Genomic DNA, 25802 nt, shown 5'->3' with positions numbered 1-25802 from the left:
ACATTTAAGGTATTGAACAACAAAGTATACCGTTCGTCGAATTGTTTAAAATAAAGAGTATACATACCCGTTCTTGAAAGAAAACAAATGGTTATCAAAGACCATGAAATCTAATTATATGAATTTTATTAAAGGAATACTAACATGGAAACGCACATTAATTCTGTCCGTTGGTATATTGGCTCTTTTAAATATTTTTAGTTTTTACGGACTTTACACTAATAAGTTTTACTTTTTTAAAATTGACAATTACATATTTCCTATTCTGTCAATTGTACATATTGTATTTCTTTACGTTTTATGGTTTAAGATAAAAGAAGATGAATTGAGCGACCCGCCTATGCGTACTCTCGAATATGTGTTATACATTATATCTTTAGTTTATATATACAAACTTGTAGAAACATTTATCATTTTATTGAGCTATAACGACTTCGATAATCACCTAATACCAAGTACCTTTTTACCAATAGGATATTTTATATTTCTATTATACACCTTGTTACTTTTGCTTACATATTTAGCAATAGCTTACAGAAAACAGATTGTAGGCACATATCTTTTCGATGATATGAATCAACATGTAGATCACTGGAAATAAATAAAAAAACAGAAAACAAAAAGCCTCGGTAAATACTACCGAGGCTTTTTTTTTGGTTTATAATTTTGTCTGTTAAAAGTATCAGGCCATATTTTTATATTCCGCTATCCATATATGCTAGCTTTAGTCTAATATTTAGACCACTCAGTTATATTTTTTTATGATTTAAGAAATGTAAAAGGTCTTGTAATAATTTATTAAAACGACGACTTAAACAAAGTGAGTATTTTTTAGACTATAGCATTTTAAATATTGATGTGATTTTTCTGTGATACTTTTTACTTTAATTCGTACTTGACTATGAAACGTATCCTAATTATTGAAGATGATCCAGAAATTATAAAGCTCTTAGAGCTTCATTTAACCGATATTAACTATCAGACAACAAAGGCGATGGAAGGTGCTTTAGGTCTTCGCTTAGCATTAGAGAATGATTATGATCTTATACTCCTAGATCTTACCTTACCTGTTTTAGATGGTATTGATGTTTGCAAAAAATTACGTGCAAATAAAAATACACCTGTAATAATGCTTACTGCAAAGTCAGAAGAGATAGATAGAGTATTGGGTTTAGAAATCGGCGCTGATGATTATATGATCAAACCATTTAGCATAAGGGAGCTATTAGCGAGAATTAAAGCTGTTCTTAGAAGAACGAACGAGATACAACCAAAACCACAAGATATTTCTATGATATCTGCAGAAGGTTTATCTATCGATATCGATAAGCGTAAAGTGGTTATAGGAGATTATAAAATAGAGCTTTCCCCAAAAGAGTTTGAGTTGTTGGTATTAATGGCTTCGAACCCAGGTAGAAATTACACAAGAACAGAACTACTAAATATTATCTGGGGTTATAATTTTGAGGGTTATGAACATACCGTTAATTCACATATTAATAGGTTAAGAGCCAAAATTGAATCTGATATGGCCAATCCTAATTATATTTTAACTACATGGGGTGTTGGCTATAAGTTTAATGAAGAGATTATTGCATGATACAAAAGCATAAGACCCTTACACCAAGGTTAATAAAAAAATTATGGATAGCATTTATATTCATAATCATATTGATGGCTGCTTCTTATATCTTCATAACTGGGTATTTAACCTTAAACTATAATCAAGCCATTACACAACAAATTAATGCTAATGTAGCGGAACATGTAATTCAAGAAAAGTTCAAAAATGCAGCACCATTTTTAGAAGATGGAAGCGTCAATAAAGAACTTTTTGGAGATTTAATGCATGATATGATGGCGGTTAACCGTGGTATTGAAGTGTACTTATTGAATAAATCAGGAGACATTTTATATTCCGTAGTATTAGAGCACAATTCAAATGAACCTACCAAGTCAGTAGCCTTAGGGCCAATACAAGACTTTATCAAAACAAAAGGTACCAAATATATTGTAGGTGATGACCCATTGAACCCTGGTGAGCAAAATATATTTTCAGCGGCACCTTTTGATATTAACGGTCATGAGGGTTTTATTTATATCATTGTTGCTGGCAAACAATTAGAACTTATTAGGGACAATTTATTTGGTCAATACTTCACTAAATTAAGTATTGGAGCTATACTATTAACTATGCTATTTGCCGCTATTGTTGCCATGCTAAGTATTTGGTTCTTAACTAAAAATCTTAGGGTGATTACCCAAACAGTACGTAAATTTCAAGAAGGAGATTTAGATATAAGAATTGAAAATCCTGAAGAATCTGATATTGAAGTTTTAGCAACTTCTTTTAATGAAATGGCAGATAGCATTGTTGGCAACATGAATAAGATGAAATCTGTTGATAATCTCCGTAGGGAGTTGATTGCGAATGTGTCTCATGATTTACGAACACCTTTAGCGATTTTAAAGGGGTATATTGAAACACTTCAAATCAAAAAAGATTCCCTAACCGAAAATCAAAAGCAGGAATATTTGGAAATTACGCATTCTAATATTGATAAACTTTCTAATCTTATCAACCAATTATTTGACTATTCTAAGTTAGAAGCGGAGCAAATAACTCCCATAAAAGAACCCTTTTCTATTACCGAATTATCACATGACCTTATCGCAAAATTCAAAGTTCTGGCAGAACAAAAGAAGATAAATCTACAACTAGAGAACCCAGAAGATAATTGCATGGTATTCGCTGACATTGGCTTAGTGGAAAGAGCTTTACAGAATTTAATTGAAAATGCTATTAAGTATACCGATGCTGAAGGAAAGGTAACGTTGAAACTATTGAGGAAAGGAAATAACATTGAAATAATTATCACAGATACCGGAAGCGGTATCCCTGTTAACGAACAGCCATTTATTTTTGACCGTTACAAACAAGTAAACAAGAATACTCAAAAGCAAGGTTCTGGTTTAGGATTGGCAATAGTCAAAAAAATCATGGACTTACATGACACCACTATTATTGTTTTAAGTAAACCATACGAGGGAAGTTCGTTTATTTTTAACCTACCTACCTATCAAGTGTAAAGAATTTAATATTGCTATGAAAAAGAAAAGCCCTTTCAAAATTGAAAGGGCTTTTTTTATATAAGTACGGATTTATTAAATATCCTTTAAGAAACTACTGTAGAGGTCTTTGAATTCAAAACCATCAGTGAACCGTTGTTTGTTCAGTTTTTTGTAAGAGACTAAACCCCACAACAATAATTCCTTTAAGAAATAAACATCCTTTTCGTTATAATCTGGCTGATGTTCTTTTATCAATTGATTCAATGCGGGTATACTATCAAGCGCTCGCTTGTATTCCTCATCTGTAAAATCATCCATCAGTTCAAAACCTTCACTTTGAAAAAACCAATGCAAAAGCTCATCGTAAACCGTTTCCTCATCCTTACGTTCCAACTTATTAATTTTAGGAAAATATGTCGGGAAAAGCGACTTTACAGCATCATCGATTAAAATACCTGCAACTCCGTCGGCTCCCTCCTGCTCTCCTTCATAAACTAATTCAATCTTACCAGTAATAGAAGGTATCACTCCTAGAAAATCACTTAAACGAACCATGGTATGATCACCCCCGTTTAACAAAGACCTACGCTCCGCTGTACTTAAAAGGTTTTCAAAAGCCGTAATACTTGTTCGTGCACTTACACCACTTTTTGAATCTACATACTCGCTTTCACGAGCTTCAAAACTAATTTGCTCTAATAAGTCTTTTGCCAAATCGGGTACATAAATACTTTCAACTTGTCGAGCATCTAATTTAGATTCTTGTTCCGTAATCTTACGTGCAGTTGCGATATCGTCTGGGTAATGCGTTAAAATTTGTGACCCTATTCTATCTTTTAATGGAGTAACGATACTACCTCTATTGGTGTAATCTTCTGGGTTAGCAGTAAAAATAAACTGAAGGTCTAACGGCAGTCTTAACTTAAAACCTCTAATTTGAATATCACCTTCTTGTAATATATTGAATAGCGAAACTTGAATACGCGCTTGTAAATCGGGCAATTCGTTAATCACAAAAATACAGCGGTTAGCGCGCGGTATCATTCCGAAATGAATCACACGGTCATCGGCGTACGAAAATTTTAAATTCGCAGCTTTAATAGGATCTACATCACCGATTAAATCAGCAACCGTAACATCTGGTGTAGCTAATTTTTCAAAGAATCGGTCATCTCTATGTAACCAAGCAATCGGAGTATCGTCTCCTTTTTCCGCAATTAGCTCAAGAGCATAGCGGGACATTGGTTTAAGTGGGTCATCATTAATTTCAGAACCTTCTACAAACGGGATCCACTCATCTAAAAGGTTAACCATTAATCTGGCCAAACGAGTTTTCGCTTGTCCTCTCAGTCCTAAAAGGTTTATGTTGTGTCTCGATAAAATAGCACGTTCCAATTCTGGAATAACGGAATCTTCATAACCCCAAACTCCTTGAAATGAATCTTTCCCAGCTATTATATTCTCACGAAGATTATCCCTAAGCTCATCTTTTATTTTTTTGGTTTGATATCCGGCTTTTACTAATTGGCCTAATGTTTTTATTTCTGTATGCTTCATATATTTGTTGATGGTTGATAGTTATTTGTTGACGGTATCACCGAACCTCTTTCAACCTTTGAATGTTATATTATTTTCCTTTAATTTTTCAATCTTATCTGTTCAATACTTTTATTTAATCCGAATGTTAACCAACAACGAACAACTACTTCAATCGCTTCTTTCTATTTGTTTCATAGTCTTCAAAAATCATTTCACCCAAACCTTTAAGTCCCGTAAAAAATGCTTTGCCTTTATTTGCCTCTGTAAAATGACGAATAAATTGCATTAAATAGGGGTCCTGAGCAATCATAAAAGTAGTAATGGGAATATGAAGCTTTCGTGCCTGGCGTGCCATATTGTAGCATTTCTCTACAATAAAATCATCTAATCCAACACTATTTTTATAATACGTACCATCAGGCATGCGCAAACAGCTAGGCTTACCATCGGTAATCATAAAAATCTGTTTGTTGGTATTTCGTTTTCTGCGCAACATATCCATTGCTAATTGAAGTCCCGCAACCGTATTGGTATGATAAGGTCCTACTTTTAAATAGGGCAAATCTTTAATAGGAATTGGCCATGCATCATTACCAAAAACCAATATATCGAGGGTATCTTTTGGGTAGCGTGTTGTTATCAGTTCTGCCAACGCCATCGCCACTTTCTTAGCAGGTGTAATTCGGTCTTCACCATATAGAATCATACTATGGCTAATGTCAATCATTAACACCGTACTCATCTGGGCTTTGTGTTGCGTGTCTTCAACTACCAAATCTTCCTCACTTAGTTGAAAACTTCCTATACCATGATTAATTTGGGCATTTTTAAGACTCTCGGTCATTGAAATATGCTCCAAACCATCACCATAGCGATATTCTCTAAAATCTCCGGTGTGTTCATCACCTTGTCCAGATTTACCCGTTTTATGATTCCCAGAGCCACTTCGTTTTATTTTTCCGAATATTTGGTCTAATGCACGCTTACGAATAATACGTTCCATTTTTGCGGTAATTGAAATATCTCCACCGCCTGATCCTTCTTCTCCGTCTTCACCATCACCTCCGCCATCTTTAAATTCTTCACGTATATAACCCTTATCCTTTAAATCTTCAATAAAATCATCAATAGTATATTCTTCTGTGGTCAATTCATATTCTTTGTCCAACTCGCGCAACCAATCTATTGCCTCTTCAAAATCGCCAGATGTATGCGTAATGAGCTCTTGAAAAATATCAAAAAGTTTATCAAATATTGACTGTTCGGGTGCCTCGTAGGTTTCGAAACGAAAACCATTTCTTACATTCATTGCCATAGTATAAAATTAACACATTTCGGTTGGATGCCCGTGGCTTTTAGGAAATGTTAACGTTGTTGTTTAAGAATTTGGTTGTTCGTTGATTGTTGTTAGTTGTTCGAACAGTACAATTAAACGAAGTATCGACTACAGCGTCATTTCGCGAAGCTTTTTCAACGACGAAACAATCTGTTTGTTTAGCAATGACGTATTACTGAATCAATGAAAATTAAAGTAACTTCGGCTACGCTCATTTACCGGACTTAATCCTTTTCAAATGATAAATAGCCTGGTCACTGAGCGAAGCCGAAGTGCAACATATTAAAACAAATACCATCAACCAACAACCAACAACTATCAACCAATTCAAAGGCTTTTTAAATACACCGTCTATATGGAAACAAACACAATTTGGAATAGCACAGTTTGATTTTCCAACAGTGGATTTGTCGGACTTCTCCCCTGCTCCAATTCCAAAAAATTTACGATTGGGACACCAAATGGAAAATGTCTGTAAGCAGTTATTAGACCATTCTTCGCAGTATGAAGTGCTAGTTTATAATTTGCCCATTCGGGAAGGGAAACAAACTTTAGGAGAAATTGATTTTATACTGAAGGATGTTGCCACCGAACAAATCATACATGTAGAATTGACCTATAAATTCTATATAATAGATACTGATATTTCTGAACCTCTGCACCAATTGATAGGCCCCAACAAACGGGATGCTTTCTTTATGAAAATGAAAAAAATAAAGAACAAACAATTCACCCTTTTACATACTAAAGCGGGCACTAAAGCACTGGCAGACTTAGAGATTGATGCATCCAACCTCGTACATCAAACATGTTTTAAGGCACAGCTCTTTAAACCCTATAAAATAGACACAATACAACTAAATCCATTAAACGAAAATTGTATTGTTGGTTATTGGCTGCGATTGTCAGACTTTACTAGCGATTCATTTACAGCAAATGAATTCTGTATCCCTAATAAAAGCGAATGGGTTTTAAACCCTGACGCTACCAATAGTTGGACTTCTCATACAAACACACGATTAATTATAGAACAACAATTGCTTAAACAAAACTCTCCCCTAGTTTGGATGAAAAAAAGTGACACCAAATATGAGAAGTTTTTTGTGGTGTGGTGGTAATCTTAAATTTCGAGAACATTCGTGTAATACAAATGTTTATAACTGTTGAAAAGTAGGTTATTTAGTACTTATAAATTAGATTACTTTTAAAATAGATATATATGTAATTGTACACATATCTGCACGCTGTAAGCAATTATGTCAAAAACCATCTATGAAAAAAAAAATACGTGATTTCTTATTAATTGCTTCAAAAAAACTTGAAGAATTACATTTTAAACTATCTAAAAAAAACCTAGTTGAATTAGACTACTCATCTCTTTCTCCAATGGATAATGGTGACGATAAAGGACACTATTCAAATGCTTTGCAATGGGCTCTTGAAAATCGTAAAGACGAAGACATAAAGAACATAGCTCTTACAGGGGCATATGGGTCAGGTAAAAGTACAATTCTGAAAACTTTTCGAAAGAATTACAAAGGAACTGACTTTAAATTTCTTAATATTTCTTTGGCAACATTCAAAGAAGAAAAACTAAAATTTGATAAAGATGGAAACATTATTGAAAAAGATAAAGAAGACCTTTTAAGATTAATAGAGACAAGTATTTTACAACAAATATTTTATCACGAAGAAGATAAAAATATTCCTGATTCAAGATTCAAGAAAATTAAAAGCTATAGTGGCAAAAAGCTTTTATTTACTTCATTAGGGATTTTACTATTCATAGTTGCTTTATTTAATTATTTTTATCCTTATCTCATCCAAAGTGTTTTTAAAGATAACCCATTAAGTACTATTACTTGTGACACATTGCACTACGGTAGCATATTAATAATTCTAATTGGTGCTTTCTTTTTGGTTTATAAATCCATTAGAATTATTAGTTCTGTAACAATAAACAAACTTAAGTTTCAAAATGCTGAGATTGGAATTGGAGAAAGTATTAATAAATCAATACTAAATCACCATTTAGATGAAATCCTTTACTTCTTTACAATAAGACCTTATAATGTCGTAATCATAGAGGACCTTGACCGTTTTAAAGAAACTGAAATTTTCACAAAGCTTAGGGAAATTAACCTTCTATTAAACAACTCCGAAAAAACTAAAAAGAAAAACATCACTTTTATATATGCTGTAAGAGATGATATGTTTTCAGACAATGAAAGAATTAAATTTTTTGACTTCATAATTCCTGTTATTCCAGTAATTAACTCATCAAATTCAAGTGAAATTTTACTTCGTAAGAAAGAAAAATATAAATACAACCTAACAGAAAGTTTTATTGATGATATATCCTTTTTTATAGATGATATGCGCTTACTTCATAATGTAGCTAATGAATTTTACTTGTATAAAGTAAAACAAGGAGAAACTCCATTAAATGAAGATAAATTATTTGCAATTATTACTTATAAAAATAAATACCCTAATGATTTTGTTTCCTTAAGTAAAAATGAAGGTCATTTGTATAATATTCTTAACACTAAATCAAAATACGTAAATCAAGAAGTCAATCGAATAGAAGAAGAAATTTCAATTTTGAAACACAAAATTCAAAATCTCGAATTAGTAAACTTTAAAAGTATTGAAGAACTACGCCAATTATATATAATTCGAACAATCGAAACATTAGACAACTTTAATACTTTTATTATAAACAGTAATGATGTTTCTATTGATGACATATTAAAAGATGAAAATTTTGAGTACTTAAAAAGTGATGATTTATATTATAAAAAAGTTACACCAAGTCACAATTATTCTATCTATTATAAAATAATGAAAGTCCCTACTCTATTTTCAAAAATAGAAAGTAAAGTAAATCCAAAAAAATCATATGATGTTTTAGAACAAGAAATACATGATATAAAATCAAACAAATCAAACTATTTAAGAAAAGAAATACAAGAACTAGAGAAACAAAAAATTAGAACTAGAAATTTAAAAATCTCTGAATTATTACAATCAAATAAAGAAATTGATTTAAATATCAACAAAAAATTAGATGAAGATTTCATCAGAACTTTAATTAGAAATGGATATATATCAGAAGATTATATTGATTACATTTCCTTGTTTCATGAAGGGAGTATAACAAGAAATGACCATAAATTTATTATCAATGTAAGAAACAAACAAAAATCAGAGTTTGACTATAAACTTTCAAAAATTGATAAAATAATTTCAAAAATAAACCCAATTGATTTTAACTCTGAACTTATCTTGAATTATTATTTATTAGATTTTTTACTTAAAAACCACAAAACTAATAAGATTCCTTTAGAATATATTTTCACCAAGTTAAAAGATGAATCCTCAACTTCCATTCTATTCATAAATGGCTTTATAGAAAGAACAGAAAATTTAAACCTATTTATTAAAACGTTATGTAAATATTGGATTAGTATTTGGGGATATTATCTAAATGATGTAACGCATTCTGATGAACAATTAAATAAAATATTAAAATACATCATAGAATATGCAGATATTGAATCTATTATTAAAATTGATAAACAATCTAATCTAAAAAATAACCTAACAAAAGACCTTCAAATTTTAAACATCATTTCAAACAGTGATAAACTAATAAATATTATCACAGCTTTACAATTAAAATTTACTGATTTAGACTTTGAAAATTCTCCAGAAAATATTTTAGACTTTATTTACGAGAATAATCATTATGATTTTCACGAAAAAATAGTTCGTAAAATTGTAAAAAAATATGGTGAATTTGAACAAGTAAGTTTTGACAATTCTAATTACTATTCTCTTAAAAATTCAAAATCTGATAGTCTTATTAATTATATAGAAGCTAACATAAATAACTACATAAAAAATATTTACTTAAAGCTTGATACTAATATCAATGAGGAAGAAAAAACATATTTAGGTTTATTAAATCATTCAGAATTAAGTTTAAAACTTAAAAAAGAAGTCATTAAAAAAGTAGTTACAAAAGTCTCTGATATTTCACTTATTGAAGATATTGATTTGTTGCCATATATTATTGATAATAATAAGATAGAACCTACATGGGAAAACTTATTGTTTTTTTTCAAAAAGTCTGAAGATAAAATATTAGACTCAACTATTGACTTTATTAATAATTTAGAAAATTCAAATAAATTAGCAAAAATAAAAATACCAACTAAAGTTAATGATGAAAACATTTTTGGTGTATTCTGTAAACTTTTAATCCTATCAAACAATATCGAAAATAAACCTTTTGATTTAATTACAAATTCAATTCCTTGGCGGTATAGCGGACTAAATATTGATAAACTTGATGAAGAAAAAGTTCATTCATTAATCAAGAATAGAATAATCAGTCCAACAATTGAAAGTTTTAATAGTTTAAAAGAAAACTATGAGACCTTAAGTATTGTTCTGTTAGAGACACATAAGTCTGTATATATAAAACTAATGGATGAACTTGTTTTAGATGCAAATGATTTAGAAAAAATATTAAGATCTACTGTTTTTAACAATTTGGAAAAAACCAAATTTTTAGAGACTTGTACTAATGATACTATTTCATCAAACTTTGAAAATTTTAAATTAATAAGTGAACTTATATTAAATGATAGTTCATTTCGAATAAATGAGTTCCTATTCAAAGATTTAATCATAAACAAAAGTGTATCGATTTCTAATAGAATTAAATTATTCAACATGAATCTTTTTAGCATGGATGAAACTTTCATAGTAAAATTCTTAAACAACTTAGATAGCAGTTATGCAAAAATCACAAATAGAGATAAAAGGGCAAAAATTCAAGACACTCCTGACAACCGAGAACTATTGACAAATTTGAAACGTAAAAATTACATTTCAAGTTTTTCTGATGGATTATTTGGTTTAAGGGTTAACCATAAAAGGAAATAATAACTGTGTCTAACAAAGAACTGAGGTAAAAAACATAGGGCATATGTGTTTAACCAAAAGTTCTGTGCTAATAATTAAGTCCGCTAAATAATAAACCGAAACAAAAGTGCTTATCATCTCCACTACATTTCTTATACTAACCCTAATACTTCATAATATTAATAGCCAACAATAGTTTTTACTATTTAAATATTAGTTTTTTATAAAATTAGGTACTAAATCAAAATGAAAAAGCCCCAATTTCTCAGGGCTTCGTAATTCCAATAAGTATATATAATATCTTCTACTCAAACGTATAACGCTCCCTATTTACTTGGGTCAAACGAAAGTAGCCATGAGCATAATTATCAGGGTTTGTGAGGTTGATGCAGTTTCCTTTTACTGCCACAGGTGTGGTTGCAAAAATACCTACACCCCCAATTTGGTCAATTAGAATATCCATATAATCAAAATAAGCTTCTGAAATACCGTACATTTCAATCGTTACCACATCACCAGGCACGAGCACATCTATTTTTTCAGTATCATCATCTTCATCAAGTTCAAACCACTCATCCACTTGATTCCCATTAATAAACTCATCATCCCCAACTTCAAATTGTGGTAATAAATCTCCTTCTCTTTGAAATTTGAATAAATAATAATTCTCCTCATCCTCCGGATCGGTATATTCCACATGCAGTTCTAGTTCTTCATCATTAAAGCCATCTTCACGATCTTGGTATAAACGTGTAATATCAGTAACCGACATTAGAGTTTCCTGTGCGGTATATGTTTCCCCATCATGAACAATTACCATTGAGTATGACTGATTCAAAACAGGTACAAATTCAGTCGTACTGTACGAACCATCATTTTGGTCTGTAAAGATAAATTCAGCGCCACTGGTATCGTTTGTCACTGCAACCGAAGCTCCTGTAACCGCAGTGTTGCTGGTCGTATCAAAAAAATCGGTAGAAGTACTCAGGTATACCACTTGCTCATTTCCATTGGTGCCTTTCTCCCAATCTAAAGAAGCTTGAATAACCAATCGTGTGGGGCCTTGCTGTACATCAACATCGATAACGTCGCTACAGGAGGTTAGTGAGGATATAAAAAGTAGTGCTGTGATTTTTATATAGTTGCGCATTTCTTAAAATTTAAAGTTATAGGTTAATGAAGGAACGATTCCGAAAATAGCGGTTCTGGTAGCTTCATTGGCTCCGGTCTCTATATTCTGCCCGAAGGAAATTGATGCCGCGTTTTTGCGGTTATAAGCATTATACACGCCCAATACCCACTCCCCTTTGAATCTACTTTCGGGCTTACGGTTCGGTTTGTAATTAACGGATAAGTCTAAACGGTGATACGCCGGCAAACGGTCTGAATTTCTATCGGCATAACTTGCCACAGATATTCCTTCATATTCATATTGCCCATTTGGGTAGGTCACCGGTCTCCCAGTCTGAAAAACGAGATTGGTACCAAAGCTCCATTTATCGTTTAATCTGTAGGATCCTGAAATTGAAATATCATGGGTTCTATCATACGGTGTGTTGTACCATGCTCCATTATTAATACCTAATCCGCCAGCAGTACCCCCGGGCGTGCGTTGTTCTGATTTTGATAAGGTATAGGCAATCCATCCTGTGAAATTCCCTTCATTTTTACGGAACAATAATTCAAGACCATACGCTCTAGATTCTCCGGTCAGTATTTCCGTTTCAATCGTATTCTGCCCGATTAAATCAGACCCATCAATATAATCGATTCTATTATCGGTGTTTTTAAAATAGACTTCCGCTTCCATCGAATACGCTTTATCCTTGAAATTTCGAAAATAACCTAATGCATATTGGTTGGACAACTGCGGTTTAATATACTGTCCGCTAGGCGCCCAAACATCTAAAGGCGTAGCAGATGAAGTATTCGATAGTAAATGAATGTACTGGGCAACTCTAGAAAAACCAGCTTTCAATGAAGAATTATCGTTCAAAGTATAGGCCAAAGAAGCCCTAGGTTCTAAATTGCCAAATTGTTCAATAGCATCTCCTTTTTCATAATTGATCTCCCCCGTTGGCGTACCGCGCTCGTAAATACCCAATTCTGAATTATAGACCACCGGTTGGTCATTGGCATATTCAACCATAGGTTGACCACCAAGTCTGGTAAAGGCACTATAGCGTACCCCGTATTGCGCCGTTAAGTTATCGGTCAATTTATGTTCGGCATTGACATAAACACCACTTTCCAACGCTTTTTTCTGGTCTAAGATTAACGGGTTAATAGCAGATGTTTCAGAAGTAGGTTTAATCTCCCCTGGGTCAAAATCATAATAAATTCCGCTAGCTCCAAAATCAAGTTTAAACTTGTCACTGAAATAGTATTTTAAATCATATTTAAGATTGTAATTGGTAATGGAAGACACCCAGTCGAACTCCGCCGTTGTAATCCCCAAATCGTAATCGTACTTACTATAGACTGCCGAAAGGTTCGAAAAAAGGCGGTCATTAAAAATATGATTCCAACGCAAATTTCCGGTAGAATTGCCATAACTACTGCTAAAATTCTCTCCTAATTCAAAAGCATCACGACCAAAATAACCAGAAAGATAAAGTCGGTTATTGGTATTGATCTTGTAATTCGTTTTTAAATTCAGGTCGTAAAAGCTAACACTATTATCATTCCCTGAAGCCTTTAATAATACATCTGCATACGAACGTCGACCAGCAATTATAAAAGAACCTTTCTCCTTAAACAATGGACCTTCAAGGGCAAGACGACTCGAAATAATACCGATACCACCCGTAGCTTCAAACCTTTTGCTATTTCCGTCTTTCTGACGCACATCAAGTACCGAAGATACCCTACCGCCATATCGCGCAGGTATTCCCCCTTTATATAATTTCACATCTTTAATAGCATCGGCATTGAATACCGAAAAGAAGCCGAACATGTGTGATGTATTATAAATTATAGCCTCATCTAATAACACCAAGTTTTGGTCACCCGCACCACCACGAACATGAAAACCACCTGTGCCCTCACCATTATTGGTAACACCCGGTAGCATCTGTAACGACTTTAAAATATCGACTTCGCCCAAAACCACGGGCATTTGTTTCACGGTTTCGATATTCATTTTAAGCACGCTCATTTCTGGCTTACGTAAAATAGCTCTTTCAGGCTCGTCGGCTGTAACCTCTACTTCATCAAGCTTGGTCGATGTTTCAGAGATTTCAAAATTGAATTGTTGATTTTTATTGAGGTTGATAGCCTGTTTAATATCAGAATAGCCCATATAGGTAATCAATAAGCGATATTCACCTTGTGGAGCGGTAAGGGAGTAGAATCCGTATTCGTTGGTGACCACCCCAATAGAAGTTCCTTCTAAAAAAACAGAAGCTCCAAATAGCGTTTCTCCATTTTCTATATCACTAATTTTACCACTAACGGTATAGTTTTCTTGTGCAAACCCCTGCATGCATATTAGCAACAACAGCAAACTTGTAATGGTATTGAGCCGTTGTTGCCAATACCTAATCGATTCCTTTTTAATCATTTTATGTATTTTATTTTGAATGATGAACACCCTATTGACAAGTGAATTTTGAAAAGGTTGCATCCATTTTATTTTTTAAGGAAATAATAACACTGTGAGACTTCAAGTTTTAAGAGCGCAAAAATACTATGATAATGTATACTTTAGTGACAAAATAATTCTCTCTAAATGCAACCCTATCGTTTTTTGTTTGTCTTTGTAATAGAACTATGATTTAGAGTACAATCAACCCTCTTAAATTAATTGGAAACCGATATTCGTTTTACGCATAAGTCACTTGTTGAAAGTAGCAAGGCAGGCGACAGAAACTCGCAGTACAAACTGTACGAGCTCTATGTGGATGCGATGTACAATATCGGCTTGCGATTTCTAGGTACTAAAGAAGATGCTGAAGACATTGTGCAAGAAAGCTTTGTTGATGCCTTTAAAAACCTGCATAGTTTTAAATATGAAAGCACGTTCGGGGCATGGCTTAAACGAATAGTGATTAATAAAAGTATTAATCATCTAAAAATTAAGCGACTATCACTTTCAACGATGGAGGATCACGAATATCACCTTGCTGACGAAGCGGAAATTGAAAATGAAGTACCGTTGGAACTTCAAAAAATAAAAACTGGTATTGAAAAATTACCTCTTGGGTATAAGCAAATTATAAATCTATACCTACTAGAAGGATTTGATCATATGGAAATTGGGGAAGTACTGGGTATTTCAACATCTACCTCAAAATCACAATACCACAGGGCAAAAAAGAAACTAGTTCAAATTATAAATACGTTGTAATGGACAAATTTGAAAAACATATAGAAGAGAACAAAGCGTTCTTTAATGACCAAAAAGCTGACCGCGCCAAACTATGGGCGAATATTGAGGCAGAACTTGGTCCTACGCAGAGAAAAACGATTCCGTTATGGAAATCACCCCTCTTTAAAATCGCGGCTAGTATACTCCTGTTATTGGGTATGGGCGGTATACTGGGTATTTCGTTGATTGGTACAGCTTCGAATGAAGATAGATATGCATCACAAGAATTGCGTGATATAGATATGCATTACAAAGGCTTGGTTTCTTACCAAGTACAATTGATACAGAAAAACGAACATTTATCAGAATCGGATAAAACTGAGTTTCTATCCTTTATAGATGAATTAGATAAAGAATATGAGGTACTGCGGCTCGAAATGCATAACAATCTTGATAATCAATTGGTGCTAGAAGCCATTGTTTCAAACTATAGAAAGCGCATAGAATTGATAGAGAACCTATTGCGACAACTAAATGAGTCAAAACTTAAAGATGATGAATATGGATATACTTTATAAAAGACTGCTTCTTTTTGCTGCGGCGATAGTCTTTGGCTTTGCTGCTATGGCGCAGGAAAAGGTGTCTAAAAAAACTACCAAAACATATCCGTTCAGTAATGCCGGCGAGTTACATTTAGAAAATAAATATGGCAATATTAATATCTACGGATGGACAAAAGATGAAGTCTCCATAACCGTAAATATTACCGTTACCGATAAGAAAAAGGAAAATGCTAATGATTTATTAGACCGAATAAAACCGATTATAAGAAGAAGCGATAAGTATATTTCAGTTAATTATGAAATAGGCGAGAAAAGCTCCGGATTCTTTTCTAACCTATTTGAAAAAGCGAATCCGTTTGATTTTGACCGAAGCAATGTTCAAATCGATTACAAGGTTTATATACCCAAAAAGGCAGAATTGGAAATCATTAATAAATTCGGTGATGTATTTATTGAAGATTGGGTAGGCGTTTTAAAAGCAGATGTACAACATGGGGACATGTGGATGAATGACAATTTAAACAAAGCTGATATTAACATGAAATATGGGAAATTGAGAGCTAAAAATATCTACTACGCCAATTTAGATATTAGCAATGGTGGTTTAGATATGGACCACGCAAATACTATGCGCCTTAATAGTAGCGGAAGTAACATAGATATACAACAAGCTGAATCTTTAGAATTTTATTCCAATAAAGATGAAGTAGACTTCAAAGAAATAGGCACACTTTATGGCAACATAAAATTTAGTAAGCTACGTATACGGCACCTAAAAAAGGACATTGATTTAAATTTAAAGATTTCGGATTTATGGATAGAAAATATCGTTTCCACAAATTCTAAAATTTCCATTGAACAAGAATCATCTGAAGTGAGTATAAATATTTTGAACTTTCCACATGACTTCTCTGCCAAACTAGAAGAAGGATTGGTACGATTACCAAAATCATTCCACAATGTAGATTCTAAAATGTTGGATAAAGGCAAGAAGTTACGTGAAATAAGAGCCGTATATGGAAAAGATGGGCAAGGACGAATTTTAATTTCGGGTAAAAAGGGAGTTGTTTTATTGAAAGAGCTTTAAGATTGATATGCTTTTCAATTGCAGTTAGATAAACTGTTGAAATTTTATAAAAAGCGACTGGTACTATTAAAAGGCCAGTCGCTTTTTAGTTTATTATTATACTCTCTATTTCTCATATGCACCCGAAGAATAGGTCAATTCATAACTATGGGTGTAGATTTCAAATACAATACCGAAGGGGTCTTCGACATAACACATTTTATAAGGCTTATCATTTGGGTAATAAGAACGTATTGGCATACGTTGCTTTCCGCCATTAGCTACAATCTTTTCAATCAGGTCTTCAATATTAGGATCTTGTATACAGAAATGAAATAATCCAGTATTAAAAGGATTGAAATCCGGTGCTTCTTTAACCCCGTGTGGAAATGAAAATAATTCTATACCAATTCCATCAGAGGTTGACATATGGGCAATTTCAAATTCCTCCCAATCTTCACCAAATACATCGATACACATTTGACCAATGGCAGTTTCTGCTTCCTTCTTCACTTTTGATGGTGGCATAATTACATACCATCCCATCACCTCAGAATAGAATTTTACAGCTTCCTCGATTTTAGGCACTGTGATACCTATATGCGAAAATGATTTTGGATACTCTTTATTTGAATTCATAGGTGTCTATTTATACTACAAAATAAAACTATAATTGCCTTAATAGCAACAACTTACCTAAAAGTAATATACATAACTAAAAGAGTTAATTGCTGTTTATCAATATACTAAGTAAAAAATGAATACAATAAATTTCTGTCCATTAGATTATACCATGAATTTAATCGGCACCAAATGGAAACCTTTAGTATTATTTCATCTTTTGGATGGACCATTACGTTCGGGAATTCTGCAAAAGAAAGTGCCGGGAATTTCAAATAAAATGTTTACCCAAACCGTACGTGAACTAGAGAAAGACGGACTCGTTATACGAGAAGTATTTCCTGTAGTACCTCCAAAGGTTGAATATGCCTTAAGTGAAAAAGGAATTTCATTAAAACCTATTCTATTGAGTTTAGATGCATGGGGAGCAAAAGAATATCAAACTACAAAAGGATAGTCCGATCACTGATAAATCCAATTTTTTTTAAAAAAAGTAGTTTTACATGCAACTTTTATGTCATTGAGTTGTCTATTAGGTATATCAATCAAAAAAATCAAGAATGCAATCCACCAAAATCAGCCTAATCCTATTTTTTCTAGTGGCTTCTTTTTCAGGTTTTAGCCAAGAAGAAACCGATGAATACCTTGAATTTAACGACCGTAAAAATGTCGTACATGGAGTTTATTTGGGTCTATCTATGCGATTAGGTGAAATCGACGGTAATAGTACCTATGTAGGAGAACTTAAAGTAGCCTACGTTGCCAATCAACAATTTGAGGTCGGATTTGCAGGTAATTTTCTGTATTCAGAACAAGATATTTATAACAATGAACGTGGGCGTTATGAAGATATCATAGTAGCATACGGCGGTCTACATTTAGAACCCATTTTCTTTAGTAAAAATAAAGTCAATCTTTCATTTCCTTTATTACTAGGAGCTGGTGGCGTAGGTTACGTTGAAAACAATTTTCGTGATGATGACTATCTTGAGGAAGAACTTACCGGCGATGATATAAATGCGGTCTTTGTGGCCGAACCTGGAGTAAGCGCTCTTTTTAATATATCTCGATATTTACAAATTGAAGCTGGTGTTAAATATCGCTTTTCTAGTCGAATTAATCTCCCACCAACACGTACAGTGAACATCAACGGTTTCTCTGCAGGCATAGGAATTAAAGTAGGTGTTTTTAATATGGGACGAAACCGTTACAAGAAAAATGTACAATAATGGCAAAGGTCCAAAAACATAACAGTTACAACCAAGCGACAATCGAAGCACAACATGTTTTCAGTGAGAACAATCAAGTTTTCGTTAGAAATAATACTTTCAAAAATTGTAAAGTAGATGAGGAATGGTCTCCAATACCTTTTGAATGGACAAAGGTGGTAAAACTACAGGATAGTTTAGTTCTTGGCTAAAACTGTTTTCAACGCGATACTTCTAAGTATGATAGAGCCTAAAATTGTTGAAATAACAGCAGATGAAACTTTATTCATTCGCCATAAAGTCATGTGGCCAGATAATCCTATAGATTTTGTGCGATTACCTAATGACACCGAGGGGAGACATTACGGGTTATATGTTGACGATACATTAATTTCGGTAGTTTCATTATTCATCACAGATAGAGAGGCACAATTTCGAAAATTCGCTACACTTATTGAATATCAAGGAAAAGGATACGGAACAATTTTGTTGAATGAAATTATGAGTATCGCCGAGAAAGAACAGCTTTCTAGAATATGGTGCAATGCAAGAACGGCTAAAACGAATTACTACGCCAAATTTAATATGAGCATTACTACTACTGAATTTGTAAAAGGTGGATTAAATTATGTGATTATGGAGCGAATATTTTAGATTTAGGTATGTCAAAAGAATATGATAAAATTACCGCTTCACATTATGCTGCCTATCGACCATCTTTACATGCTACAATATTAAAAGTGCTTTTCGATTCTAGCGAAAGATTTGAATTAGGTTTAGATGTTGGTTGTGGTACCGGTTACTCATCTATAGCACTAGCAAACTATTGTACAAATGTGGTTGGTGTAGACCCTAGTAAAGAGATGTTAGATAAATCGTTTCAAAATCCTATAATAACTTATCAACTAATCGATTCTAACACACTTAATTTTGATAGTGAAATCTTTGATATAATAACGTTTGCTGGTTCGCTTTACTATGCCAAATCACAAGCTATACTCGACGAAACTGTTAGAGTCGCAAATAAAAATTGCCGCATCATCATTTATGATTTTGAAATATTTTTAGAACCTATATTTGTACAATTAGGGCTCAAAAGTGATTTACCACAATCAATTGATTATGACCATCAAGCAAACTTTTCTGGACTTAATGAACAGTTTATAACCATGGATAATGAATTGAAAAAATCAGTATTGCTAGATATCAAAATTATAGACCTTGCTCATTTATTATTATCCATAAAAGATAACTATTCTAGATTAGCAGACGCATTTGGTTCTACTAATCTATATGAAAAAACAACTAATCAGTTGCAATCCGTTTTCAAAAGTGAAATGACTACGTTGAAAGCAATGACTTATTTGACTTCTTATCAAGTTAGTAAATAAACTTAAAAGTATTTAGTATTTATTTCTTCCTCTTCATCAATTCAGCCTCAATATCTTTAAGCGTAAACCCTTTTGCCTGTAACAGCATTAAATAGTGAAACAATAAATCTGCACTTTCATAAAGAAATAGTTCGTCGTTATTATCCATTGCTTCAATAACGGTTTCTACGGCTTCCTCCCCTACTTTCTGAGCAATCTTGTTAATACCTTTTGCAAATAGCGATGCAACATAAGACTTTTCACCATCAGCATCAGTGCGTCTTTGTTCTATGGTCGCTTCTAATTCTGAAAAGAACCCGAAGTTCGATATATTTTCTTCTTTCCAACAGGTGTCCGTCCCTTTATGGCAAGTAGGCCCAACAGGATTTACTGAAATTAACAAAGAATCGTTATCACAATCGTTTTTAATATCAACTAGATTTAAGAAATTACCACTCTCTTCACCTTTGGTCCATAATCGATTTTTAGTGCGGCTAAAGAAGGTAACCTTACCTGTTTCAGTTGTTTTACGTAATGCTTCCGCATTCATATAACCCAACATTAATACATTTTTAGTCCGTACATCTTGAATGATTGCTGGCACTAATCCGTCGCTCATTTTATTCCAATCTGGTGTGTTATAATTCATATTCTTGTTACTCATTACTTTTTATCTTTTTCTATCCTCACGTCTCTTTTGACCAACTAAGCATTTTTTATTGGTCTTAGTAAAGTTGTAGACCCTTTTGGTGTTCCTAAGCCTTCTACTCTGATCGGGATGACCTTTAGTTTATCAAATCTGCATACTGAGAACTGATACAGCCAACTGAATACTAACCAAGGGCAAATTCTACAGCAGCAAATGCATGTTCTTTAGTGGTATCAATAACAGTGATATCACAATCTTCTTGTTTAATAAGCAAAGGTATTTCGGTACAACCTAAAATTACTCCTTCCGCTCCTTCTTTTTCTGATTTTTTAATGATGTCCAAATACAATTGCTTGGACTCTTCAGTAATTATTCCTTTTGATAATTCTGAGTAAATAATAGTATGCACAATATCCCGGTCTGCATCATTAGGAATCATCACTTCGATACCAAATTGATTTTTAAGAATGTCTTTGTAAAAGTCCAATTCCATAGTATATTTAGTACCAAGTAACAATACTTTTTTACATCCTTTTTCTTTAACGGCTTTCCCAGCAACTTCAGCTATATGCAATAATGGTATTGAAATTTTATCTTTTATAGCGGGAACACTTAAATGCATGGTATTTGCGCAAATCAGAATAATATCAGCACCCGCCATTTCTAGTCGAACTGCAATATCGGTCATCTGAGTATGTAAGGCATCCCAGTCATCATTTGCTTGTTTGATGGAAATATCTGAAAAATTAACCGATTCAATAATACACTCACAAGAACTTTGTCCACCTAATACTTCTGCTACTTTAGTATTTAGCAATTGATAATACAACTGTGTAGACTGCCAGGTGATGCCTCCGATTAATCCTATTTTTTTCATTTCCTTAATATTAATTTGTTCTCATTGTCGGTTTGAACGGATGCAAAGACCTATGCGTGTTTCAGTCCCTTCAACTGCGCTTAGAGTTACTTTTTTATTTTTGTACCAGTCCACTGTAACTGTGTACTGAAAACTGATACTGCATACTGAATACTAAATCCGAACAGGAATTCCACTTTCTCTTAACTCCTTTTTCAGCTCCTGTATTCCAATCTCCTTAAAATGAAATACACTTGCTGCTAAAGCTGCATCTGCTTTACCTGCTACAAAAGTGTCGGTAAAATGTTGTTTGTTTCCTGCACCTCCTGATGCGATAATTGGTATATTTAACTCCGTTGACAACTTTGCTAAGGCTTCATTTGCAAATCCGTCTTTAGTACCATCATGATCCATTGAAGTAAACAGAATTTCTCCCGCTCCGCGTTCTTCAACCTCTTTCGCCCACTCGAACAATTTTCGCTCAGTTGGCACTTTACCACCTACCAAATGCACTATCCATTCACCATCTATCTGTTTTGCATCAATAGCAACTACAATACATTGTGAACCAAATTTTGCCGATAGATCATTAATCAATTGAGGGTTCTTTACCGCCGATGAATTAATGGAAACTTTATCTGCGCCGTTCTGAAGCAAAATATCTACATCCTCAACAGAAGAAATTCCGCCACCTACGGTGAAGGGAATATTCACTTTTTCCGCTACTCGATATACCAAGTCTGCTAAGGTTTTTCGTTTTTGCTCTGTTGCAGAGATATCCAAAAACACCAATTCGTCGGCTCCTTCTTTGCTATAAATTTCAGCAAGTTCCACAGGATCACCAGCATCGCGTAAATCAACAAAATTGACGCCTTTCACGGTTCTTCCGTCCTTTATATCTAAACAAGGTATAATTCTTTTTGCAAGCATTATTTAAAGGTAAAAGGTTAAAAGTTTGAGGTACAAGTCAAACGTTATAAACTGGTTTTTCATTTTCTATTTTTTCTAGCTGTTATAATTGATGCAACTGTTATCGCTAATAACTCTGATGCTTCATTTTTTAACATGTTAATTTCAGTTTCATTTTCTGGCAGCACTTCTATAAATAGTTCTAACCAATATACTGACTCATCTACTTCTTCCTCTACAATTTTTAGCTTATTGATAAAATCAGCAGTAGATTTTGCCCTTTGAGAAGCACGATAGTTTGCGCCAACCGAACTTGAACATCGAATTAACTGCCTTGCTCAAGCATCAAATTCACGAGATTTAGGAAGTTTTGCACAAAATCGCCAACAGTCAACTGCAAACTTTTTAGTCCTAGATTTTAAATCTTTAACTTCCTACCTCTTATTTTTAATCTCGTACCTCCCTACTTATTCTTCACATTCAAATCCATTCCATCATAAAAGCCCAAATCGGTATTCTTCAAATGTTTCACCCAAAAAGCAATTTGACCAGTATGATATGAATAATGTTCTACTGCATGCAGAATAATACCAACACCAGAAAATGAAAATCCTTGTACAGACCTAATCTTTACCAATTGACTTGGAGTAGCATCGAAAATAACACGTTTTGCCGTATCGACTACATCATCTAATTTTTTCAGTAACTCATCTTTAGTGAGTCCGCCAGTTGCAGAAAACTCAACGTCACGATTCCTCTTATCTTCAGTTTCACCCAAAGAAGAAATTACATATTGTGATATATTACCACACAAGTGCAAGATTAAATTTGCAATACTATTCAATGAATCATTTGGTTTTTGCCATACTTCTTCTTCTGAAATGTCGTCAAGACTCTTCTTTATCATACGTGAACTTTCATCCATTCTGTACAATGCATTCTTAACTAATTCTTCGACTAATTGAGCTTCTTTATCCATTATTTAAAATATAAGATTCCAATTGCTTTAAACTTATTCTATTCTCATAGATAGCTTTCCCTATGATGGTACCTTCACAACCCATTTCAGCTAATTTAGGTAACTCATCAAAGGTTGATATTCCACCGGACGCAATTAGTTTTAGTTTACGTACTGTTTGGTCTTCGATTACGCTCAGACTGATATTTGTTTTTTCTATTATTTTCCGATACAAATCAAACGACGGACCTTCTAACATACCATCTTTACTGATATCGGTACAAATCACATATTGAATTTCTTTTGATTGATAGAACTGAATAAAAGGAATAAGTTCTTCTTTCGATTCTTCTTGCCACCCCGAAACAGCTACTTTTTCATCCATAGCATCTGCACCGAGGATTATTTTATCTGCACCGTGTTTTTCAATCCATCCTATAAAAGTTTCAGCATCTTTTACTGCGATACTACCACCTGTAATTTGTTTGGCACCACTATCAAAAGCGATACGTAAATCGTCATCAGTTTTTAATCCACCACCAAAATCAATTTTTAATCCTGTTTGTGAAGCTATCTGTTCTAAAACCTTATGGTTTACGATATGTTTAGACTTTGCGCCATCTAAATCTACCAAATGTAAATACTGAATACCATGAGATTCAAACTCTTTAGCAACTTCTAAGGGATTCTCATTATATATTTTTTTGGTATCGTAATCTCCTTTTGAAAGGCGAACACACTTACCATCTATGATATCAATTGCTGGTATAATTCTCATGTTTTTTTATAGTATAAAGTACTAAGTCTAAGGTATTAAGTCTCAAGCATAATCTCTTAAGTCTTAAATACCATGACTCTAATTATTTTAAGCTTTTTTGTAATGCATAGTTCATGTTTTTTATTTCATTACATAACGCTAACGCATTATTAATATCAGACTCCGCTACAAATTTTAGATTTACAATTAGTATTAATTGTGTTTCAAGTTCTGTTGTTGAACCATTTGCAATACTGAGAAAACGGGCAAATTCTTTATTTGAATTTCTACCTGCGCCCTCAGCAATATTTGATGGAATTGAAACACTACATCTTTTAATTTGAGAAATCAATCCAAATTTTTCGTCATCAGGTAATTTCTTAGTTAAGAAATAAATTTCTTGAACAAGTTGCATCCCTTTTTTCCAAATGTTTAATTCTCTATAATTATTCATTTAAATGAATTTTATTACATTTTAATTTAAACTGAATAAAATTGACTTAATACTTTGTACTCTTTACTTAATACTTATCAAATTAGTACTAACTACTCTAATATTTGTCTATCGATGGACATCCATAATGGTGAATCTCCTATTTTATTAAATCCGAATTTTTCGTAAAGTAAATGAGCGTCTTTTGTTTTTAAGGCAATCGTTTTTAGATATTTAATCGTGTTATTATTCAACATGTGTTCTACTAAAATCTTACCATACCCTTGCCCTTGAAATTTGTCAAGAATAATCACATCCATGATATAGCCAAAATAAATATAGTCTGTAACTACCCGAGCAAAACCAATTTGTTCTTTATCGGAGGTATAAATTCCAAAGCAATACGAGTTTTCAATAGTTGTTTTTACTTCATCTAAAGAACGGCCATTTCCCCAATATGAATTGGCAATAAATTGTTGAATAGCATTGCTATCAAGTAAACTTTTATCGGTTGAAATAAAATAATCCTGCTCCATTACATATTTAAAAAATTCTCAAGTATCTCCTCACCTACACTACTACTTTTTTCGGGATGAAATTGAGTACCGTAAAAATTATCTTTTTGCAAGGCAGCACTATAATCTACTCCATAGAAACATTCAGCAATCGTTTCTGTACACAAGGGTGCATAAAAACTATGAACTAAATAGATATATTCGTTTTCAGTTATTCCTTCGAATAAACCAGACTTTAGCATGTTAATTTGGTTCCACCCAATCTGTGGTACTTTTACGGTAGTATCAAACTTAACCACATCAACATCAAAAATACCTAATCCGGTAGTATTACCTTCTTCAGATGAATGACACATCAACTGCATTCCCAAACAGATACCTAAAACCGGTTGTTTTAATGTTGGAATTAGTTTATCTAGGCCACTATCACAAAGTTTTTTCATAGCACTACTGGCCTCACCAACACCGGGAAAAATTACTTTATCAGCATTTTGTATTTCTTCAACATCACTACTTAAAACAGCATCATAACCTAAGCGCTGTATGGCAAACTTAATACTCTGAATATTTCCTGCTCCGTAATTTATAATTACAATTTTCATAAGCTCAAATACGAGGTTAGAATTTTGAAGTACGATTTACTATACTTCAATTACCGTTGCTAATTTTAAATTTATCTTTTTAATAAAGCCATATTTGACCTTCT

At 33.1% G+C, this 25802-nt stretch carries 27 protein-coding genes; 13 read left to right on the top strand and 14 right to left on the bottom strand.

From position 1 onward, the window contains the following. Nucleotides 1-118 precede the first annotated feature (118 nt). The 3 genes from AAC084_RS12070 (at nucleotide 119) to AAC084_RS12060 (ending at nucleotide 3090) form a co-directional block, all read left to right on the top strand. Nucleotides 119-601, top strand: a complete 483-nt coding sequence (locus tag AAC084_RS12070; RefSeq protein ID WP_339840453.1) for a hypothetical protein — start codon at nucleotides 119-121, stop codon at nucleotides 599-601. A 300-nt stretch (nucleotides 602-901) separates the two neighbouring features. Continuing rightward, complete coding sequence (locus tag AAC084_RS12065) at nucleotides 902-1600, top strand: response regulator transcription factor (RefSeq protein ID WP_339840452.1); 699 nt, start codon at nucleotides 902-904, stop codon at nucleotides 1598-1600. After that, complete coding sequence (locus AAC084_RS12060) at nucleotides 1597-3090, top strand: HAMP domain-containing sensor histidine kinase (RefSeq protein WP_339840451.1); 1494 nt, start codon at nucleotides 1597-1599, stop codon at nucleotides 3088-3090. The genes AAC084_RS12065 and AAC084_RS12060 overlap by 4 nt, the downstream gene beginning before the upstream one ends. Nucleotides 3091-3165: 75 nt before the next feature. Here AAC084_RS12060 and AAC084_RS12055 read toward each other — a convergent pair whose 3' ends face one another. Both AAC084_RS12055 and AAC084_RS12050 read right to left on the bottom strand, forming a co-directional pair. Next, on the bottom strand, nucleotides 3166-4629 hold the full coding sequence (locus AAC084_RS12055; RefSeq protein ID WP_339840450.1) for an AAA family ATPase: 1464 nt from the start codon (nucleotides 4627-4629) through the stop codon (nucleotides 3166-3168). 145 nt (nucleotides 4630-4774) lie between these two features. After that, nucleotides 4775-5926 (bottom strand): VWA domain-containing protein, encoded by a 1152-nt coding sequence (locus AAC084_RS12050; protein ID WP_339840449.1) that lies wholly within the window; start codon nucleotides 5924-5926, stop codon nucleotides 4775-4777. 293 nt (nucleotides 5927-6219) lie between these two features. Here AAC084_RS12050 and AAC084_RS12045 point away from each other — a divergent pair, with 293 nt between their 5' ends. Together AAC084_RS12045 and AAC084_RS12040 are read left to right on the top strand one after the other, a co-directional pair. Continuing rightward, nucleotides 6220-7065: a DUF1853 family protein gene (locus AAC084_RS12045; RefSeq protein ID WP_339840448.1), complete on the top strand. Its 846-nt coding sequence runs from the start codon at nucleotides 6220-6222 to the stop codon at nucleotides 7063-7065. 154 nt (nucleotides 7066-7219) lie between these two features. Further along, nucleotides 7220-10903, top strand: coding sequence for a hypothetical protein (locus AAC084_RS12040; RefSeq protein WP_339840447.1), 3684 nt, complete (start codon nucleotides 7220-7222; stop codon nucleotides 10901-10903). A 283-nt stretch (nucleotides 10904-11186) separates the two neighbouring features. Here AAC084_RS12040 and AAC084_RS12035 read toward each other — a convergent pair whose 3' ends face one another. Together AAC084_RS12035 and AAC084_RS12030 are read right to left on the bottom strand one after the other, a co-directional pair. Then, nucleotides 11187-12032, bottom strand: coding sequence for a DUF4249 domain-containing protein (locus AAC084_RS12035; protein WP_339840446.1), 846 nt, complete (start codon nucleotides 12030-12032; stop codon nucleotides 11187-11189). Between the two features lie 3 nt (nucleotides 12033-12035). After that, complete coding sequence (locus tag AAC084_RS12030; protein ID WP_339840493.1) at nucleotides 12036-14366, bottom strand: TonB-dependent receptor; 2331 nt, start codon at nucleotides 14364-14366, stop codon at nucleotides 12036-12038. Between the two features lie 321 nt (nucleotides 14367-14687). Here AAC084_RS12030 and AAC084_RS12025 point away from each other — a divergent pair, with 321 nt between their 5' ends. The 3 genes from AAC084_RS12025 to AAC084_RS12015 are packed head-to-tail and all read left to right on the top strand — an operon-like array spanning nucleotide 14688 to nucleotide 16841. Further along, nucleotides 14688-15230 carry an RNA polymerase sigma factor gene (locus AAC084_RS12025; protein ID WP_339840445.1) on the top strand — a complete coding sequence of 181 codons (543 nt, stop codon included), beginning with the start codon at nucleotides 14688-14690 and terminating at the stop codon, nucleotides 15228-15230. After that, nucleotides 15230-15769 (top strand): hypothetical protein, encoded by a 540-nt coding sequence (locus tag AAC084_RS12020; RefSeq protein ID WP_339840444.1) that lies wholly within the window; start codon nucleotides 15230-15232, stop codon nucleotides 15767-15769. Before AAC084_RS12025 ends, AAC084_RS12020 begins: the two co-directional genes overlap by 1 nt. Then, a complete protein-coding gene (locus AAC084_RS12015) occupies nucleotides 15753-16841 on the top strand; it encodes a hypothetical protein (protein WP_339840443.1) in 1089 nt (362 codons plus the stop codon). Before AAC084_RS12020 ends, AAC084_RS12015 begins: the two co-directional genes overlap by 17 nt. A gap of 105 nt (nucleotides 16842-16946) precedes the next feature. Here the strand turns inward: AAC084_RS12015 and AAC084_RS12010 are convergent, their stop codons facing one another. Further along, nucleotides 16947-17459 carry a lactoylglutathione lyase family protein gene (locus AAC084_RS12010; protein WP_339840442.1) on the bottom strand — a complete coding sequence of 171 codons (513 nt, stop codon included), beginning with the start codon at nucleotides 17457-17459 and terminating at the stop codon, nucleotides 16947-16949. Nucleotides 17460-17577: 118 nt separating this feature from the next. Between AAC084_RS12010 and AAC084_RS12005 the strand changes: the two genes are divergently transcribed. The 5 genes from AAC084_RS12005 to AAC084_RS11985 all read left to right on the top strand — a co-directional run bounded on the left by AAC084_RS12005 (nucleotide 17578) and on the right by AAC084_RS11985 (nucleotide 20040). Next, a complete protein-coding gene (locus AAC084_RS12005; RefSeq protein ID WP_339840441.1) occupies nucleotides 17578-17898 on the top strand; it encodes a helix-turn-helix domain-containing protein in 321 nt (106 codons plus the stop codon). A 103-nt stretch (nucleotides 17899-18001) separates the two neighbouring features. Next, nucleotides 18002-18670 carry a hypothetical protein gene (locus AAC084_RS12000; protein ID WP_339840440.1) on the top strand — a complete coding sequence of 223 codons (669 nt, stop codon included), beginning with the start codon at nucleotides 18002-18004 and terminating at the stop codon, nucleotides 18668-18670. Continuing rightward, entirely contained in the window at nucleotides 18670-18861 is a 192-nt protein-coding gene (locus AAC084_RS11995; protein ID WP_339840439.1) for a hypothetical protein, read from the top strand. The genes AAC084_RS12000 and AAC084_RS11995 overlap by 1 nt, the downstream gene beginning before the upstream one ends. 28 nt (nucleotides 18862-18889) lie before the next feature. Then, nucleotides 18890-19303, top strand: coding sequence for a GNAT family N-acetyltransferase (locus tag AAC084_RS11990; RefSeq protein WP_339840438.1), 414 nt, complete (start codon nucleotides 18890-18892; stop codon nucleotides 19301-19303). Nucleotides 19304-19311: 8 nt separating this feature from the next. After that, entirely contained in the window at nucleotides 19312-20040 is a 729-nt protein-coding gene (locus AAC084_RS11985; RefSeq protein ID WP_339840437.1) for a methyltransferase domain-containing protein, read from the top strand. Between the two features lie 19 nt (nucleotides 20041-20059). Here AAC084_RS11985 and hisIE read toward each other — a convergent pair whose 3' ends face one another. The 9 genes from hisIE to hisH form a co-directional block, all read right to left on the bottom strand. Next, entirely contained in the window at nucleotides 20060-20668 is a 609-nt protein-coding gene (hisIE, locus tag AAC084_RS11980; protein ID WP_339840492.1) for a bifunctional phosphoribosyl-AMP cyclohydrolase/phosphoribosyl-ATP diphosphatase HisIE, read from the bottom strand. 184 nt (nucleotides 20669-20852) lie between these two features. After that, a complete protein-coding gene (locus AAC084_RS11975) occupies nucleotides 20853-21545 on the bottom strand; it encodes an aspartate/glutamate racemase family protein (RefSeq protein ID WP_339840436.1) in 693 nt (230 codons plus the stop codon). Nucleotides 21546-21698: 153 nt separating this feature from the next. Then, nucleotides 21699-22454: an imidazole glycerol phosphate synthase subunit HisF gene (gene hisF, locus AAC084_RS11970; RefSeq protein ID WP_339840435.1), complete on the bottom strand. Its 756-nt coding sequence runs from the start codon at nucleotides 22452-22454 to the stop codon at nucleotides 21699-21701. Between the two features lie 59 nt (nucleotides 22455-22513). Next, entirely contained in the window at nucleotides 22514-22759 is a 246-nt protein-coding gene (locus AAC084_RS11965) for a four helix bundle protein (RefSeq protein WP_339840491.1), read from the bottom strand. 137 nt (nucleotides 22760-22896) lie between these two features. Further along, nucleotides 22897-23412, bottom strand: a complete 516-nt coding sequence (locus AAC084_RS11960; protein WP_339840434.1) for a DinB family protein — start codon at nucleotides 23410-23412, stop codon at nucleotides 22897-22899. Then, entirely contained in the window at nucleotides 23405-24169 is a 765-nt protein-coding gene (gene hisA, locus AAC084_RS11955; protein WP_339840433.1) for a 1-(5-phosphoribosyl)-5-[(5-phosphoribosylamino)methylideneamino]imidazole-4-carboxamide isomerase, read from the bottom strand. Before hisA ends, AAC084_RS11960 begins: the two co-directional genes overlap by 8 nt. An 82-nt stretch (nucleotides 24170-24251) precedes the next feature. Continuing rightward, complete coding sequence (locus AAC084_RS11950; protein ID WP_339840432.1) at nucleotides 24252-24602, bottom strand: four helix bundle protein; 351 nt, start codon at nucleotides 24600-24602, stop codon at nucleotides 24252-24254. A gap of 92 nt (nucleotides 24603-24694) precedes the next feature. After that, entirely contained in the window at nucleotides 24695-25117 is a 423-nt protein-coding gene (locus AAC084_RS11945) for a GNAT family N-acetyltransferase (RefSeq protein ID WP_339840431.1), read from the bottom strand. Beyond that, the gene (gene hisH / locus AAC084_RS11940) at nucleotides 25117-25698 is read right to left on the bottom strand and encodes an imidazole glycerol phosphate synthase subunit HisH (protein WP_339840430.1); all 582 of its coding nucleotides are present in this window, start codon (nucleotides 25696-25698) and stop codon (nucleotides 25117-25119) included. The genes AAC084_RS11945 and hisH overlap by 1 nt, the downstream gene beginning before the upstream one ends. Between the last annotated feature and the right edge of the window lie 104 nt (nucleotides 25699-25802).

Origin of the sequence: uncultured Maribacter sp. (assembly GCF_963977385.1) — a bacterium.
In the GTDB taxonomy this organism is placed as follows: Bacteria; Bacteroidota; Bacteroidia; order Flavobacteriales; family Flavobacteriaceae; genus Maribacter.
The sequence above is the reverse complement of the archived record's forward strand: the minus strand, read 5'-3'. Positions and strand labels throughout refer to the sequence as shown.